Source organism: Roseibium hamelinense, from assembly GCF_007830545.1.
Classification (GTDB): Bacteria; Pseudomonadota; Alphaproteobacteria; order Rhizobiales; family Stappiaceae; genus Roseibium; species Roseibium hamelinense.
This window is the reverse complement of sequence record NZ_VLLF01000001.1, coordinates 366393-383257: the sequence shown is the minus strand read 5'-3', so window position 1 is coordinate 383257 and position 16865 is coordinate 366393. Positions and strand designations below refer to the sequence as shown.

Below are 16865 nucleotides of genomic sequence, written 5' to 3'. Positions count from 1 at the left end.
TACGGTCCCCTGCCCCTTATTCGGCTGCTTCTGCGGCGCGCGCCTTGGCGAGCGCCGAACACTCGGCCATCGTCGCTGATGCGCGCGCGACCGGATTGGTCATATAAAAATCACGTATCGGATTCGCGAACCCTGCACTTTCCATCTTGCCTGCGCCTTTTGCCAAGGCGGTGACATCGCCGGCGGATCCCGGCTCGATCATGTCGATGGACAGCATATGCGGATGCGCCTCGGCAAGCTCGCTACGCAATTGCGCCAAGGAATCGAACGACAAGGTCTTGCCAAGAACGGCCGACAGGGCCCGCAGGATCGCCCAGTCCTCGCGGGCATCGCCAGGAGGAAATCCCGCACGTTCGCCCAGCTGAACACGGCCTTCGGTATTGACATAAAGGCCTGACTTCTCGGTGTAGGTCGCCCCTGGCAAGATCACATCCGCCCGGTGTGCGGCCCGATCGCCATGGGTACCGATGTAAACCACGAAGGCCGCTCCAAAAGCGTCCATATCCAGTTCATCAGCGCCGAGCAGGAAAACAGCTTCCAGATCGCCCTTTTGCGCCGCATCCTGAATGCCGGCGACACCGAGACCATCCTCGCCGGGCACAAATCCGATGTCGAGACCGCCAACGCGGCTGGCAGCTGTGTGCAGCACCGCAAATCCGTTCCAATCGCCGGAAACCGCGCCAACCTTGTCGGCAAGCTTCGCGGCATTCGCCAGAACCGAAGTCCCGTCGACACGCGCCAAAGCGCCCTGACCAACGATGATCATCGGCCGCTCGGCGGTTTTAAGAACATCAGCGAAGGCATGTTTACCGGCCACGACATCGGCGAGCGTGTCCGGACCTGCGCCCAAGTACTGGGCATCGTAGGTCAGCTCTGCGTTTTCGCCGATCAGGCCCACTTTCACTTTGCCAGTCCGCCACGCCTTGCGAATACGGGCGTTCAGGATTGCAGCCTCGTGGCGTGGATTGGATCCGATGATTAGAACGGCATCCGCATCTTCAATGCCCTCAATTGTCGGATTGAAAATGTAGCTGGCACGCCCTTTGGCAGGATCAAGCGCTGCGCCGTCCTGGCGGCAATCGATGTTGGCAGACCCCAAGCCTTCCATAAGTCGCTTCAGCGCAAACATTTCCTCAACAGTTGCCAGATCTCCGGCAATCGCGCCCATTTTGGCGCCGTCCAGCTTGCTCGTCTTATCAGCGATCATCTGAAACGCTTCAGACCATGATACCGCCTGCAGCTTGCCGTCTTTCTTGGCGTAAGGGCGATCAAGCCGCTGGGTTTTCAATCCATCCCAAATGTAACGGGACTTGTCGGAGAGCCACTCTTCATTAACAGCTTCATTGAGCCGCGGCATGATACGCATCACTTCCTTGCCGCGCGTATCAACCCGGATGGCCGACCCGACCGCATCCATCACGTCGATGCTCTCGGTCTTGGTCAATTCCCAGGGACGCGCATGGAATGCGTATGGCTTGTGCGTCAATGCACCGACCGGGCAAAGGTCAACGGCATTACCTTGCAGTTCAGAAGAAAGAGCCGCTTCCAGATATGTGGTGATTTCAGCGTCTTCACCGCGACCGATCAGGCCCATGTCGGAGACGCCCGCGACTTCGGTGGTGAAGCGCACACACCGGGTGCAGTGGATGCAGCGGGTCATGATTGTCTTGACCAACGGACCGATCTGTTTGTTCTCAACCGCACGCTTGTTTTCGTGGAACCGTGAGCCATCAACGCCATAGGCCATCGCTTGGTCCTGAAGGTCGCACTCGCCGCCCTGATCACAGATCGGGCAATCCAGCGGATGATTGATGAGCAGGAACTCCATCACCCCTTCGCGCGCCTTTTTGACCATCGGGCTTTTGGTTTCGACAACCGGCGGCTCACCATTCGGACCCGGACGCAGGTCTTTGACCGACATGGCGCAAGACGCTGTCGGCTTGGGCGGGCCGCCCTTCACCTCGACCAGACACATGCGGCAATTGCCGGCAATCGACAGACGGTCGTGGTAGCAGAACCGCGGGACTTCCGCGCCAGCCTCTTCACAGGCCTGTAGCAGCGTGTAGTCCGAAGGAACTTCCACTTCTTTGCCGTCAATGATGAGCTTCGTCATCGCGTGCTCTCCAAATTCCCCGCCGCCTTATTCCGCAGCAACCAGCGTTTCAGCCGGTTTACGCGGTTTGGCAATGTAATCGTCGATCCGCTCTTCGATCACAGGGCGGAAGTTTTTGATCAGTCCCTGGATCGGCCAAGCTGCAGCATCGCCGAGCGCACAAATCGTGTGGCCCTCAACCTGCTTGGTCACCTTGAACAGCATGTCGATTTCTTCGCGCGAAGACTGGCCCTTGACCATGCGCTCCATCACACGCCACATCCAACCGGTACCTTCACGGCACGGCGTGCACTGGCCACAGCTTTCGTGCTTGTAGAAGTAGCTGATCCGCGAGATCGCCTTGATGATGTCGGTCGACTTGTCCATGACAATGACAGCGGCCGTCCCAAGAGCGGAGCCCTTTTCCTTCAGCCCGTCAAAGTCCATCGGTGCGTCCTTGATGTTTTCTGCGGTGACGCACGGAACCGAGGACCCGCCAGGGATCACCGCCAGAAGATTGTCCCAGCCACCGCGGATCCCGCCGCAGTGTTTGTCGATCAGCTCCTGGAACGGAACACCGAGCTCTTCTTCGAAAGTTGCCGGCTGGTTCACATGCCCTGACACGCAAAACAGCTTCGAACCGGTGTTGTTCGGGCGCCCAAGCGCAGAGAACCACGCGCCGCCGCGGCGCAGAATCGTTGGCGCCACCGCGATCGATTCAACGTTGTTCACCGTGGTCGGGCAACCATAAAGGCCAACATTCGCCGGAAATGGCGGCTTCAGGCGTGGCTGGCCTTTTTTGCCTTCCAGGCTTTCAAGCAGCGCGGTTTCTTCGCCGCAGATATAAGCGCCCGCGCCATGGTGAACGTAGATGTCGAAATCGTAGCCGTTCTTGTTGTTCTTGCCGATCAGACCCGCGTCATAAGCCTGGTCGATCGCCGCCTGGAGACGTTCGCGCTCGCGGATGAACTCACCGCGTACGTAAATGTAGGCCGCTACCGCATTCATCGCGAAACCGGCAACTAGGCAGCCTTCCACCAAGGTGTGTGGGTCATGGCGCATGATTTCGCGGTCTTTACAGGTGCCCGGTTCGGATTCGTCCGCATTGACGACCAGATATGCCGGACGCCCGTCGGATTCCTTTGGCATGAAGGACCACTTGAGGCCGGTTGGGAAGCCGGCGCCGCCGCGTCCGCGCAGACCCGACGCCTTCATCTCATCGATGATCCAGTCGCGCCCTTTTTCCAGAAGCGCCTTGGTTCCGTCCCAATGGCCGCGGTTTTTAGCGCCTTCAAGACCCCAGTCGTGAAGACCGTAGATATTCGTAAAGATCCGATCCTGATCTTTGAGCATGTCTTCTCCTAACTTTCGTCTTTGCTGGATGCCACATCACCGGCGTCCACGCGTTTGGAGAATTCGGTCTCGCCGCCACCGGCGAGCAACTTTGCCTGGTCAACCCAGCCATCACGTTCAATACGACCCTTGAATTTAAGCCGCTCGTCCACCCAGGCGATCTCCTTTGCGCCCCAGGAAGCAATCTGATCGAAATGGAAGACACCGAGTTCATGCAGGATGCCTTCGAGCTTCGGTCCTACGCCCTTCAGCTTTTTCAGATCGTCCGGTTTTCCACCGCGAGCTTCCTTGAGCAGTTCAGGCTCTTTCTCCTCAACCGCCGACGCTTCGCTTACCTCATCCGGTTTTGCTTTCGAGACCGGAGCCGGTTCGGGCGTTTTTTCAGCCTTTTCGACCTTCTTTTCGATCTTCGGTGACGCAGGCGTTTCGGCAGCCGGTTTCGCTGCAGGCGCGGCTTCGGCTTTCGCCGCCCCACTCTTGGCTGCGAAAGCGCCTTTCACCTTATCGACCGCCTCGTCGGCCGGAGTCGGCACGCCATCAAAATCCTTGCCGCCAGCGTTGATCGCCTTGCCTGCAAAGACATGAGAGGCCTTTTCCGCACCGTCAACAACATGCGGCTCCGGGTCGCCGCCCTTGGTGTTGTCGTTGATTTCGGTCAGGCTTGTCTGACCACCTTCGGCCATTGCAAACCGGCGGCCGTTTTGCGGGCCTGGTGTCACTTCACGGCCCGCTTCGATGTTGTCGAGCAGCGTGTTGAAGCTCTCTTCCGTCAGATCCTCATAAGTGTCTTTGAAGATCTGAACCATCGGGGCGTTCACACAAGCGCCGAGGCATTCAACCTCTTCCCACGAAAACAGTCCGTCTTCGGACAGTTCGTGCATGTGCTTGGCAATCCGGCTTTTGCACACGTTGATCAGGTCGCCAGCGCCGCGCAGCATGCACGGTGTCGTTCCGCACACTTGAATGTGGGCTTTCTTGCCGACCGGCTGCAGTTGGAACATGGTGTAGAAGGTCGCAACTTCCAGAACGCGTATGTGCGGCATATCCAACAGGTCTGCCACGCGCCGGATGGCCGGTTCGCTGACCCAGCCCTCGTTCTGCTCCTGCGCCCGCCACAACAGCGGAATCACGGCAGAGGCCTGCCGCCCGGATGGATACCGGTCGATCAGCTTTTTGGCCCACGCCAGGTTCTCTGGCGTGAACTCGAAGCTTTCAGGTTGTTCCGCGGCAAGTCTGCGAACCGCCATGGTGCATTCCCCGTTTCTCTACCTGACCAGACCGCATCGGTACGGCTGGTCAAAAAGAAGCCTTGGCCGGATTACCGGTCGACTTCACCAAACACAATATCCATCGACCCCAGCACTGCGGAAACGTCCGCGAGCAAATGGCCGTTGCACAAAAAGTCCATAGCCTGGAGGTGCGAATAACCCGGCGCCTTGATTTTGCACCGGTAAGGCTTGTTGGTCCCGTCCGCGACCAGATACACCCCAAACTCACCCTTCGGCGCCTCGACAGCCGCGTAAACTTCGCCGGCAGGCACATGATAGCCTTCCGTATAAAGCTTAAAGTGATGGATCAGCGCCTCCATCGAGCGCTTCATCTCACCGCGTTTCGGCGGAACGATTTTGCCGTCCCTAGACGAAACAGGACCGGTTTCTACCGTCAGCTTTTCCAGGCACTGCTTCATGATGCGGACCGACTGGCGCATCTCTTCCATGCGAATGAGATAGCGGTCATAGCAATCGCCGTTTTTGCCGACCGGGATGTCAAAATCGAGGCCCGCATAACACTCATAGGGCTGGGACTTGCGAAGGTCCCATGCCGCACCGGAGCCACGCACCATGACGCCGGAAAAACCCCAAGCCCACGCATCTTCCAGTTTCACGACACCGATATCGACGTTCCGCTGTTTGAAAATGCGGTTGTCGGTCAAAAGGCCTTCCAGATCATCGCACAGCTTCAAGAACGGATCGCAAAAGTCCCAGATATCGTCCAGAAGATCCCGTGGAAGGTCCTGATGAACGCCGCCCGGCCGGAAATACGCCGCGTGCAATCGCGCACCGCAGGCCCGCTCATAGAAGACCATGAGCTCTTCGCGCGCCTCAAATCCCCAAAGCGGAGGCGTCAGGGCACCCACGTCAAGCGCCTGGGTGGTGATGTTCAATATGTGCGACAGGATCCGGCCGATCTCCGAATAAAGCACCCGGATCAGCTGACCGCGCATGGGCACTTCAATGTCGAGCATCCGCTCGACAGCAAGCGCAAACGCATGCTCCTGGTTCATTGGCGCAACGTAGTCGAGCCGGTCGAAATACGGCACCGCCTGAAGATAGGTCTTGTGCTCGATCAGTTTTTCAGTGCCGCGGTGCAACAGGCCGATATGCGGGTCGACCCGGGTTACCACTTCGCCGTCCAGCTCGAGCACCAGGCGCAAAACGCCGTGGGCAGCCGGGTGCTGCGGACCAAAGTTGATGTTGAAATTGCGAACTTGAGCTTCTGCCATGTCCGGCCGCCTTAATTCGTGTTGGCTTTTTCATCGCCCGGCAGCACGTAATCCGTGCCTTCCCAGGGCGAGAGAAAGTCGAAATTGCGGAATTCCTGATTGAGCTGAACCGGCTCGTAGACAACGCGCTTCTTCTCGTCGTCGTAGCGGACCTCGACGAACCCGGTGAGCGGGAAATCCTTGCGCAGCGGATGCCCATCAAAACCGTAGTCGGTCAGGAGCCGGCGCAGATCCGGATGGCCCGAGAACAAGATGCCGTACATGTCGTAGGCTTCGCGTTCAAACCATTCGGCACCTGGAAAGAGCGGTGTCAGGGAGGCAACCGGTGTGTTCTCATCGGTTGCAAGTTTCACGCGGATGCGCTGATTCTGCATGGGCGACAGGAAATGGTAGACGACATCGAACCGCTTTTCGCGCCCTGGCCAGTCAACACCGCAGATATCGGTCAGGTTGACGAATTTGCAGGAGCTGTTGTCGCGCAAATACCGCACCACATCCAAACCATCGGAGGCGGCCACCGATAAGGTCAGCTCGCCATATTCGATGGTCCAGGACAAAAGGGACTCGCCAAGCCCGAGTTCGATATGCTCAGCCAGTTCCTTGAGTGTCTCGTCCATAGTCTTTTGACCTCACCCCTTTGGGAGCCTCTCAAAGGCCGGCGGGACCGCCGCCGGAACCTCAATTCAGTGTTCAGCGCGAAATCAGCGCTCGATCGTACCCGTCCGGCGGATCTTTTTCTGCAGCATGAGCACGCCGTAAAGCAACGCTTCCGCCGTTGGCGGGCAGCCTGGAACGTAGATGTCTACCGGGACAACACGGTCACAGCCGCGAACGACCGAATAGGAATAGTGATAGTAGCCACCGCCATTGGCGCAGGACCCCATGGAGATGACGTAACGCGGCTCGGGCATCTGGTCATAGACCTTGCGCAAGGCCGGTGCCATCTTGTTGGTCAAGGTACCGGCAACGATCATCACGTCGGACTGGCGCGGGGACGCACGCGGCGCAAAACCGAACCGTTCGGCGTCATAGCGCGGCATCGACATTTGCATCATTTCGACGGCGCAGCAGGCGAGCCCAAAAGTCATCCACATCAAGGAGCCTGTCCGCGCCCACTGGATCAGGTTGTCCGTAGACGTGACGAGAAATCCCTTGTCGGCAAGCTCTTCATTGACATCCAGAAAGAACGGATCGTCGGAGCCGACCGGGTTTCTGGTATTCGGGTCGATCAGGCCTTTCGGCTTGTCGGTGATCAGAGTGCCCGGGGTGTTGGTCAATCCCATTCCAAAGCTCCCTTTTTCCACTCATAGATGAAGCCAATGGTCAGGACGCCCAGGAAGACCATCATTGACCAGAAACCAAACCACCCGAGCTCGCCGAATGTAACCGCCCAGGGAAACAGGAAGGCGACCTCAAGATCGAAAATGATGAACAGGATCGCCACCAGATAAAACCGGACGTCGAACTTCATGCGCGCATCGTCAAACGCGTTGAACCCGCACTCATAGGCGGACAGCTTTTCCGGGTCTGGATTTTTGTAGGCGATGATGAACGGTGAGATGAGCAGGGCCAGGCCGATCACCAGCGAAATGCCGATGAAAACGACGATCGGGGCGTATTCCCGAAGAAGCTCTTCCATGTCTTTCGCGTCCTTGCATATCGTTGGGACCGGGAGGTGGTCCGGGGCCTGAGGAACACAACCATCGTGCGTCGCGCTTGCCTCAGCCCTGCCGGCTGAAAAACCAACATGCGAGCGCACGCTTAGCCCACGTCCACATGCAACGCAAGACCCTTTGCCGGTCAAACCTTTGCCAGAATTGCCCGGAGCAGATCTGTGCCAACGGGTTAGTCCGGCTTTCCCTCTTGTTTTAGCGTGTTCGCGCATTTGTGCACAGGCAGCGGGCCAATTCGCCGCAGCGCAATAGCCATACCAGTATAAAGAGAATCAAACGCTTAACAATCAAATCCGGGAAAAACCGGGCGCATGCCTAGTCCGCAGACGACAAAGCCCGGTCGCCGCCGCCTGATGCAGCCGCGCCGTTTGTCATGTTTCAAATTTGGGGGAGATGTTTCCGTGAGTGGCGCGAGTGACGGGGCTCGAACCCGCGACCTCCGGCGTGACAGGCCGGCACTCTAACCAACTGAGCTACACCCGCACACTTCACGGATAATACGCCGCCTTCACTTTAAGCGTTTTGCTTTCAGGAAGGTGGCGCGAGTGACGGGGCTCGAACCCGCGACCTCCGGCGTGACAGGCCGGCACTCTAACCAACTGAGCTACACCCGCTTCGCGCGGCAACGTTATGTCGTCGCGAAGTGGCGCTGATGTACGGCGGCTGAGACATGAAGTCAAGCGCCCTCGCCTCACTAATATGTCGATTTTGTAAAACACCCGGACAAGCCACCAGTTCCGCTTGGGCAGGAAGTGTCTCCCATGTGGATAAGTCTTTCAAAATCATGCTGAAAATAGCTTACCGTACTACCGGCCCATGCGGAACGGTATGCAGGCACACCCTCCGTGAAATCAATCAGGAGCCGGACCGCCTGAGCGCGGCGGTACAATGGATCTGATGGTGTATTTGAGGGATTTTGGTGGGCGATGAGAGACTCGAACTCCCGACATCTTCGGTGTAAACGAAGCGCTCTACCAACTGAGCTAATCGCCCGCACGCGGTGCGTTGCCGCGTTGAGAGCCGCCTTTTAGGCATAATCGGATCGCTTTGCAAGCCTAATTATGAGAAGTTTTCAACAGCCTGGAAAACAGCCGCAGCTTCACCCTTTGCCGCAGCGAACACTAAGACGGCGCAAGAGCAGTGAAGCCGGAACCGGCAGCTTTCCGGGCTCTGGGTAGTCCGCCGAAATTGGCGGATTTTCATGGGGAGATACCGCAAGTGCGCTCAAGAGACACTTTATTAGCCGTCATCATGCTGATCGCTTTGGTGGGCCTGTTTGTTTTGCTGTTCAATGTCGATATTGGGCTCGACACAAAAACGCTTGGCACCTACGCCTTTGGTACGATCCTGGTATTCGGTATTGTCAATGTGGTGATCGGATTGACGACGAAAAATCGCGATTGACCTCTTCCCGTCGTCAGGTGACGCTCGCGCCGGGCCTGTAAAAAATCCCGCGAACGAAGGTCCACGGGATTTCTTTAGAACCGAATAGAACGGAATTACGCGTTCACAGCGTCTTTCAGGCCTTTACCTGCCTTGAACTTCGGCGTCTTGGAAGCCGGAATCTGGATGGTTTCACCGGTGCGCGGGTTACGGCCCTCAGTGGCAGCGCGCTCTGAAACAGTGAAGTTACCGAAGCCGATGATGCGGACTTCGTCGCCGGATTTGAGGGTTTCCGTCACAGCGTCAAAAGTTGCGTCAACAGCCTCACCAGCCTGCGCCTTGGTCAGGCCGGTCTTTTCTGCAACAGCTGCGATCAGATCGTTCTTATTCATAGCAGATACCTTTCTAAGAAACGGCAGATAGCTGACGATTCTCGTCAGCGCCGTTGCCGGAAAGTCGGGCGAAAAGCGCTTCAACGCAAGCGAAATCTGGCGGAAAACCGCCATTTCTGGCGATTTTCAAAAGAAAAGCCCCGGAAAATCCGGGGCTTTTCGATTCATTTGTGGATGACGGGGATCTTAATGGGCCAAAAGCCCGGTTGATTCGTCTTCCGAAGGGGCCGGTTTTGCCTGAGCATCAGCGGCTTCCTGATCCCACTCAATGGGTTCCGGCAACTTGGTCAAGGCGATTTTGAGGACCTCTTCCATGCTGGAAACCGGGATGATGTCGAGCGAGTTTTTCACCGAATCCGGAATGTCAGCGAGATCCTTCGCATTCTCTTCCGGGATCATCACGGTTTTGATCCCGCCGCGCAGAGCCGCAAGTAGTTTTTCCTTCAAACCACCGATGGGCAGGATCCGGCCACGCAGGGTAATCTCACCCGTCATGGCCACATCCCGGCGCACCGGAATGCCGGTCAGCGTCGAAATCACCGCCGTCGCCATGCCGATGCCCGCAGACGGGCCGTCTTTAGGCGTCGCACCTTCGGGAACGTGGACGTGGATATCCTTCTTGTCGAACAGCGGCGGTTCGATGCCAAAGTCGACGGCCCGCGACCGGACGTAGGACGCCGCCGCGGAGATGGATTCCTTCATCACATCCTTCAGGTTGCCGGTGACGGTCATTTTGCCTTTGCCAGGCATCATGACGCCCTCAATGGTCAACAGCTCCCCACCGACTTCCGTCCACGCAAGACCTGTGACCACGCCGACCTGATCTTCCAGTTCGGCTTCTCCGTACCGGTACCGCGGAACACCAAGATACTCTTCGACGACCTCTTGGGTAACCGTGATGCTTTCCTTGTCGCTCATCAAGATGTCTTTGACAGCCTTCCGGGCAAGGGTTGCCATTTCACGCTCGAGATTCCGGACGCCGGCTTCGCGTGTATAACGTCGCACCACGAACCGGAGCGCGTCATCCTCAATGAAAAACTCGCCCTCGCGCAGACCGTGATCTTTTTCCGCCTTTTTGATCAGATGGCGGCGGCAGATCTCGACCTTTTCTTCCTCGGTATAGCCGGCAATGCGGATGATCTCCATCCGGTCCATGAGCGGCCCAGGAATGTTCAAGGTGTTTGCCGTTGTCACGAACATCACGTCCGAAAGGTCGTATTCAACCTCCAGGTAGTGGTCCATGAAAGACGAGTTCTGCTCCGGATCCAGCACCTCAAGAAGCGCAGAGGACGGGTCGCCACGGAAATCCATGCCCATCTTGTCGATCTCGTCGAGCAGGAACAGCGGATTGGATTTCTTCGCCTTCTTCATCGACTGAATGACCTTGCCGGGCATTGAGCCGATATAGGTGCGCCGGTGGCCGCGGATCTCGGCTTCGTCACGGACGCCGCCGAGCGACATGCGCACGAATTCACGGCCTGTCGCCTTGGCGATAGACTTGCCAAGCGAGGTCTTGCCGACACCCGGGGGGCCAACGAGGCAAAGGATCGGGCCGCGCAACTTGTTGGCCCGACTTTGAACCGCCAGATATTCGACGATCCGTTCCTTGACCTTTTCGAGCCCGTAATGGTCTGTATCCAAAGTCTTTTCAGCGAGGGCGAGGTCGTGTTTAACCTTGCTCTTCTTGTTCCACGGAATGCCGATCAGCCAGTCGAGATAGTTGCGCACAACCGTGGCCTCGGCCGACATCGGGCTCATCTGCTTAAGCTTTTTGATCTCCGCAGCCGCGCGCTCCTTGCCCTCTTTCGACAGCTTGGTTTTCTTGATCTTTTCCTCAAGTTCCGCGATTTCGTCGCGGCCGTCTTCGCTGTCGCCGAGTTCCTTTTGAATGGCCTTCATTTGCTCATTCAAATAGTACTCGCGCTGGGTCTTCTCCATCTGGCGCTTCACACGCGACCGGATGCGCTTTTCCACCTGGAGCACGGAAATCTCGCTCTCCATCATGCCAAGCACGCGCTCGAGGCGCTCGGCGACAGAGACAACACCAAGAATTTCCTGTTTCTCGGGGATCTTGATCGCGAGATGCGAGGCAATCGTATCGGCCAGTTTGGAATAATCGTCGATCTGATTGACCGCGCCCAGGACCTCCGGCGAAACTTTCTTGTTGAGCTTCACATAGTTCTCGAACTCGGCAATCACCGACCGGGCCAGTGCTTCGACCTCGATGTTCTCACCGTCTTTTTCAGGCAGAACCGTTGCGGTCGCTTCGTAGTAGTCGGTGCGGTCCGAATATTCGCCAATCTCCGCGCGCGCGCCACCCTCGACGAGCACCTTCACGGTGTTGTCCGGCAGCTTCAACAATTGCAGCACGGTGGCAAGCGTTCCGACTTTGTAAATCTGATCGGAATCGGGGTCATCATCCGCAGCATTCACCTGGGTTGCCAGGAGGATATGCTTGTCGGTTGTCATGACTTCTTCGAGTGCCCGGATGGACTTCTCCCGGCCGACAAACAGCGGCACGATCATGTGCGGGAAAACGACGATGTCCCGAAGCGGCAATACGGGGTAAACGCCTGAGGTTGCATCCTCAATCGAGCGGTTTTCTGTTTCGCTCATTTTTTTTCCTTTTCTCTGCGTATCTGCGCCCCTGTCAATCGAATGGCGGCGACAAACACTGGAAGAACGGCTGCAAGGTGGGAGGGACTTGCGTCTTAGGCCAAACCGAACCGCCCCGTATCGGGCACGATCAGGAATGCTCAGCCGTCTCGTTCTCTCATTAGGTGGACACCGGCACCCATGGTGTCAAGGCACCGAATGCCGCATTGGTTCATTCATTGTTGACGAATCTAGACAATGTCGACCCAAACCGAACTGTCCCGTGATGCAGGTTGTCAAAAACGCAAAATGCCGCCATTTCTGGCGGCATCTGATCTGCTATTTTTGTCAGGCTCACGCGCTGGTCGCTGAGCTTTCCTCGCGGTCCTCGTAGATGTACAGCGGACGCGCCTCACCTTTCACGACTTCCGGCGAAATCACGACTTCCTTGACACCCTTCAAACCCGGCAGCTCATACATCGTGTCGAGCAGGATCGACTCCAGGATCGACCTCAGGCCACGAGCACCCGTCTTGCGGTCGATTGCTTTTTGGGCGATCGCGCGCAGAGCATCCTCATGGAACGACAGTTCGACCTGCTCCATTTCGAACAACCGCTGATACTGCTTGACCAAAGCGTTTTTCGGCTCGGTCAAGATTGTGATCAATGCGTCTTCGTCGAGATCTTCCAGTGTTGCAATCACCGGCAAACGGCCAACGAATTCCGGAATGAGACCGAATTTCAACAGATCTTCAGGTTCAAGTTCGGAGAAAAGCTCACCGATCCGGCGATCTTCGGGTGCATGCACCTGCGCCTTGAACCCGATCGAGGTCTGCGTTCCACGATCCGAGATGATCTTGTCGAGACCCGCAAACGCGCCGCCACAGATGAACAGCATGTTCGTGGTGTCCACCTGCAGAAACTCTTGCTGCGGGTGTTTGCGACCGCCCTGCGGCGGCACCGAGGCCACGGTGCCTTCCATGATCTTCAAGAGTGCCTGCTGCACACCCTCACCCGATACATCCCGGGTAATCGATGGATTGTCGGCCTTGCGGCTGATCTTGTCGATCTCGTCGATATAGACGATGCCGCGCTGTGCACGCTCGACATTGTAGTCCGCAGACTGCAGCAGCTTCAGAATGATGTTCTCGACATCCTCGCCAACATATCCGGCTTCCGTTAGCGTCGTGGCATCCGCCATTGTAAACGGAACATCCAAAATACGGGCCAGGGTCTGCGCGAGCAGTGTTTTGCCGCAACCGGTCGGCCCGACCAGAAGAATGTTGGATTTCGCAAGTTCCACGTCGTTGTTTTTCGAAGCGTGGTTCAAGCGTTTGTAGTGGTTGTGGACTGCAACCGAAAGCACCTTTTTCGCACTGCCCTGCCCAATGACATAGTCATCGAGCACATCGCGAATTTCCTGAGGTGTCGGGATCCCGTCCCGAGATTTTACCAACGAGGATTTGTTCTCCTCGCGGATGATGTCCATGCACAGCTCGACACATTCATCGCAAATGAAAACAGTCGGGCCGGCGATCAGCTTGCGCACCTCGTGCTGGCTTTTGCCGCAGAAGGAGCAGTAGAGCGTATTCTTAGAATCGCTGCCGCTGGCCTTAGTCATTTATTCAACCCCGCGTTCCTTGGGAGGACATCTCCCCCCTTAACTGTTCAGATCGAGCCAAATTATGGCGGACTGGCCCGATATCGACGCCCGGGAGCGTGTTCAACCTATTCTTACCTGATGTCACCATGCTTCGCCCTTAAAAATCAATATAGGCTTAAGGCAAAGGTGAAAAACAGGCTCTTCCCTGACCGCGAAAGCGCGGTTTGGCAGCTCATTTTTCAAGCCGGCAAACCGCTTTTACCATTATTCCTTGCTTTCGCCACCGAGACTTGCGCGATCTGTGATCACACTGTCGATGATACCGAATTCCTTGGCGGTTTCGGCAGTCATGAAATTGTCGCGCTCAAGCGCTGCCTCAACATCGTCAAGGCTCTGCCCCGTGTGCTTGACATAAATATCGTTCAACCGGCGCTTCATTTTCAAGATTTCTTGAGCATGGAGCATGATGTCTGCTGCCTGGCCACGGAACCCGCCGGACGGCTGGTGGACCATCACCCGCGCATTTGGCAGGGAAAAACGCATGTCTTTCTCACCAGCGGCCAGAAGCAGCGACCCCATGGACGCCGCCTGCCCGATGCAGAGCGTAGATATCGACGGACGGATGAACTGCATCGTATCGTAAATCGCAAGACCCGATGTGACCAGGCCACCCGGTGAATTGATGTAAAGCGCGATTTCCTTGGTCGGGTTGTCGGCTTCCAGGTAGAGAAGCTGCGCGCTGACCAGCGCCGCCATATGGTCTTCGACCGGGCCGGTCAGGAAAATAATACGCTCCTTCAAAAGGCGCGAATAGATATCGAAGGCCCGCTCGCCCCGGTTGGTCTGTTCCACGACCATCGGAACGAGAGTGTTCATGTAGATATCGACAGGATCCTTCATACCTCATCCATGTTCTTTGAGATGATCCCCGGGCCGAAGAGCCCGGAGCAAATACAAGCTGCGCTACCGTTTCAGCGGGTGCTGTCGCGATACCGTAGCCTGACTCGAAAAAAGCGACACCCCTTACATAGGGGATGTCGCCTTGTTCTGGAAGTCATTGCACGCGCGCAATCGTTGCAGGGTTAAACCCGGACTGCGCGCGCGTTTGAATGTGACGGTTCAAAGCCAATCAGGCGTCGTCCTCATCCTCGGCGACCAGCTTCTCAAGCTCTTCTTTGGAAACGGACTTGTCCGTAACCTTTGCAAGCTCCAGCATGTAGTCGACGACTTTTTCCTCGTAGATCGGAGCCCGCAGGGAGGCCAGCGCCTGCTGGTTGTTGCGGTAGAAATCAAAGACCTGCTGCTCCTGGCCCGGGAACTGGCGGATCCGGTCGTGCAGTGCCCGCTGGATCTCTTCATCCGTTACCTGGATGTTGTTCTTCTCGCCGATTTCGGACAGAACCAGACCCAAGCGGACGCGGCGTTCCGCAATCTTGCGGTACTCCTCGCGGGCAGCCTCTTCCGTTGTGTCTTCATCTTCGAAGGTCTTGCCGTTACGCTGCATGTCTTCCTCGACCTGACGCCAAACAACGTCAAACTCGGAATTCAATAGCGCCTCTGGCAGATCAAAGGTGTAATGCTCGTCAAGGGCGTCCAGAAGCTGGCGCTTCACGCGCTGACGGGTCATCGCACCAAACTGGTTCTCGATCTGGCCGCGGATGATTTCCTTCAGCTTGTCTAGGGACTCAAGGCCGAGCGATTTGGCGAACTCGTCATCCACCTGAACGTCTCCAGGCGCTGCGATTTCTTTGACCGTAACGTCAAACTGGGCGGTTTTGCCGGCCAGATGCGCTGCCGGATAGTCTTCCGGGAACGTGACGTCGATGGTCTTTTCATCTCCGGCGTTGACGCCGACCAGCTGCTCCTCGAAGCCCGGAATGAACTGGCCGGACCCAAGAACAAGCTGGCCGTTCTCGTCTGCACCGCCTTCAAACGGCTCACCATCGAGTTTGCCGACATATGCCATTGTGACCCGGTCGCCATCTTCAGCGGCGCCTTCCTTGGTCTCAAATGGCTTGTTGTTTTGCGCGATGTCGTTGACGCGTTCATCAACTTCGTCTTCGGCAATCTCGACAACCGGGCGTTCGATTTCGATTGTGGAGAAATCCGCGATCTCAAATTCCGGCAGGATGTCATAAGCCATCTTGAAGGACAGGTCCGCATCACCTGCGAGGATCTTTTCCGCCTCTTCGTCCGGCAAATCGATGGACGGGGTCAAAGCCGGGCGCTCTGAACGCTCTTCGATGGCTTTTTGTGTCGACTCCTGAATGGTGTTCGACAGAATTTCCGCCATCGCCTGACGGCCATACATCTTTTTCAGGTGTGCGACCGGCACCTTGCCTGGACGAAAGCCCTTGATCTGTGCCTTGGACTTCATGTCGTCCATGTAGGCGTCGAGTTTAGCGGCCAGGTCGCCAGCCGGAATGTCGATTTTCAGCTCTCGCTTGAGGCCCTCGGAAAGGGTTTCGGTAACCTGCATGGTGCTCTTGCTTCGTCCTTAGATGAGGCGCTGACGCTTCATCGTGTTTCGAGTTAAAAGATCTACGCACCTCCTGTCGTACGGCCTGACGGCCAAACGCCGAAGGAGGCGTGCGCGGCTTGTTTTTGCCGGTTCGGAGAATGAAAACCACCAGGCGCTTTCGAGGAACGCCTGCATTTGCCATTGATCCTTGAAGTGATCGCTGCAAGCGCGGGCAAAACCCGCCATATCGCATTCTCCGCCCGCGGCCTAAATCCACCTGCGCGTGAGGATGCGCGATACCGGGTACACCATGGACTGTCAAGTCTTCTGCGGCTTCCAGATCGGTTTGCCGGGAATTCCTGTGCAGGAAGCCTCGCACATCAGACGGTCGTGAATTGGAGCGCCGCACGCAGGTTGTTTCCTTGCAACGGCCGGCAAACTCTGGATACCTCAGGCAAGTTTCATCAAGACGACACCCCCGAGGATCATAAGTGCAGCTGCGACCCGCAGCGGGGTCAACACTTCACCAAACACAAGCGCTCCGACGCAAAAGGCACCGATTGCACCGATCCCCACCCAGACCGGATAGGCCGTGCCGAGCGGCAAGCTGCGCATTGAAACCGCCAATAGGCCAAATGACCCGGCCATTGTGACCAGCATCACCACAGTCGGCACCAACCGGCTAAAGCCGTGCGATTCCTTCATTGCGGTCGCCCATGCGACCTCCAGAATGCCGGCCGCAAGCAAAAAGATCCAAGCCATGACTTGCTCCTTTTGCGGGCCGTCCCGCATCGATTTGATGAGAAGCGCG

At 57.0% G+C, this 16865-nt stretch carries 14 protein-coding genes and 3 tRNA genes; 1 reads left to right on the top strand and 16 read right to left on the bottom strand.

All coding sequences use genetic code 11. From position 1 onward, the window contains the following. Positions 1-16: 16 nt before the first annotated feature. The 10 genes from nuoG to JM93_RS01780 form a co-directional block, all read right to left on the bottom strand. Complete coding sequence (nuoG, locus tag JM93_RS01825) at positions 17-2113, bottom strand: NADH-quinone oxidoreductase subunit NuoG (RefSeq protein WP_145340358.1); 2097 nt, start codon at positions 2111-2113, stop codon at positions 17-19. A 27-nt stretch (positions 2114-2140) separates the two neighbouring features. After that, on the bottom strand, positions 2141-3445 hold the full coding sequence (nuoF, locus tag JM93_RS01820; RefSeq protein ID WP_145340357.1) for an NADH-quinone oxidoreductase subunit NuoF: 1305 nt from the start codon (positions 3443-3445) through the stop codon (positions 2141-2143). 8 nt (positions 3446-3453) lie between these two features. Beyond that, the gene (locus JM93_RS01815) at positions 3454-4692 is read right to left on the bottom strand and encodes an NADH-quinone oxidoreductase subunit E (protein ID WP_145340356.1); all 1239 of its coding nucleotides are present in this window, start codon (positions 4690-4692) and stop codon (positions 3454-3456) included. Positions 4693-4763: 71 nt separating this feature from the next. Continuing rightward, on the bottom strand, positions 4764-5948 hold the full coding sequence (locus tag JM93_RS01810; RefSeq protein ID WP_145340355.1) for an NADH-quinone oxidoreductase subunit D: 1185 nt from the start codon (positions 5946-5948) through the stop codon (positions 4764-4766). Between the two features lie 11 nt (positions 5949-5959). Continuing rightward, a complete protein-coding gene (locus tag JM93_RS01805; protein WP_145340354.1) occupies positions 5960-6565 on the bottom strand; it encodes an NADH-quinone oxidoreductase subunit C in 606 nt (201 codons plus the stop codon). 84 nt (positions 6566-6649) lie between these two features. Continuing rightward, positions 6650-7231 carry a NuoB/complex I 20 kDa subunit family protein gene (locus JM93_RS01800; protein WP_145340353.1) on the bottom strand — a complete coding sequence of 194 codons (582 nt, stop codon included), beginning with the start codon at positions 7229-7231 and terminating at the stop codon, positions 6650-6652. Beyond that, positions 7222-7587 carry an NADH-quinone oxidoreductase subunit A gene (locus JM93_RS01795; RefSeq protein ID WP_145340352.1) on the bottom strand — a complete coding sequence of 122 codons (366 nt, stop codon included), beginning with the start codon at positions 7585-7587 and terminating at the stop codon, positions 7222-7224. The genes JM93_RS01800 and JM93_RS01795 overlap by 10 nt, the downstream gene beginning before the upstream one ends. A gap of 440 nt (positions 7588-8027) precedes the next feature. Beyond that, positions 8028-8104, bottom strand: a tRNA-Asp gene (locus JM93_RS01790). 54 nt (positions 8105-8158) lie between these two features. Next, positions 8159-8235, bottom strand: a tRNA-Asp gene (locus JM93_RS01785). A 303-nt stretch (positions 8236-8538) separates the two neighbouring features. Then, positions 8539-8614, bottom strand: a tRNA-Val gene (locus JM93_RS01780). A 258-nt stretch (positions 8615-8872) separates the two neighbouring features. On the opposite strand from JM93_RS01780, the gene JM93_RS21650 reads away from it, so the two are divergent. After that, entirely contained in the window at positions 8873-9025 is a 153-nt protein-coding gene (locus tag JM93_RS21650) for a hypothetical protein (protein WP_155197717.1), read from the top strand. Positions 9026-9120: 95 nt separating this feature from the next. Here the strand turns inward: JM93_RS21650 and JM93_RS01775 are convergent, their stop codons facing one another. The 6 genes from JM93_RS01775 to JM93_RS01750 all read right to left on the bottom strand — a co-directional run bounded on the left by JM93_RS01775 (position 9121) and on the right by JM93_RS01750 (position 16816). Continuing rightward, positions 9121-9396, bottom strand: a complete 276-nt coding sequence (locus tag JM93_RS01775; protein WP_145340351.1) for an HU family DNA-binding protein — start codon at positions 9394-9396, stop codon at positions 9121-9123. A 186-nt stretch (positions 9397-9582) separates the two neighbouring features. Then, positions 9583-12012, bottom strand: coding sequence for an endopeptidase La (gene lon / locus JM93_RS01770; protein WP_145340350.1), 2430 nt, complete (start codon positions 12010-12012; stop codon positions 9583-9585). 333 nt (positions 12013-12345) lie between these two features. Beyond that, positions 12346-13611 (bottom strand): ATP-dependent Clp protease ATP-binding subunit ClpX, encoded by a 1266-nt coding sequence (gene clpX, locus JM93_RS01765; RefSeq protein ID WP_145340349.1) that lies wholly within the window; start codon positions 13609-13611, stop codon positions 12346-12348. A gap of 246 nt (positions 13612-13857) precedes the next feature. Then, on the bottom strand, positions 13858-14493 hold the full coding sequence (locus tag JM93_RS01760) for an ATP-dependent Clp protease proteolytic subunit (protein ID WP_145340348.1): 636 nt from the start codon (positions 14491-14493) through the stop codon (positions 13858-13860). Between the two features lie 229 nt (positions 14494-14722). Continuing rightward, a complete protein-coding gene (gene tig, locus JM93_RS01755; protein WP_145340347.1) occupies positions 14723-16072 on the bottom strand; it encodes a trigger factor in 1350 nt (449 codons plus the stop codon). Between the two features lie 432 nt (positions 16073-16504). Continuing rightward, positions 16505-16816, bottom strand: coding sequence for a DMT family transporter (locus JM93_RS01750; RefSeq protein ID WP_145340346.1), 312 nt, complete (start codon positions 16814-16816; stop codon positions 16505-16507). Positions 16817-16865 lie beyond the last annotated feature (49 nt).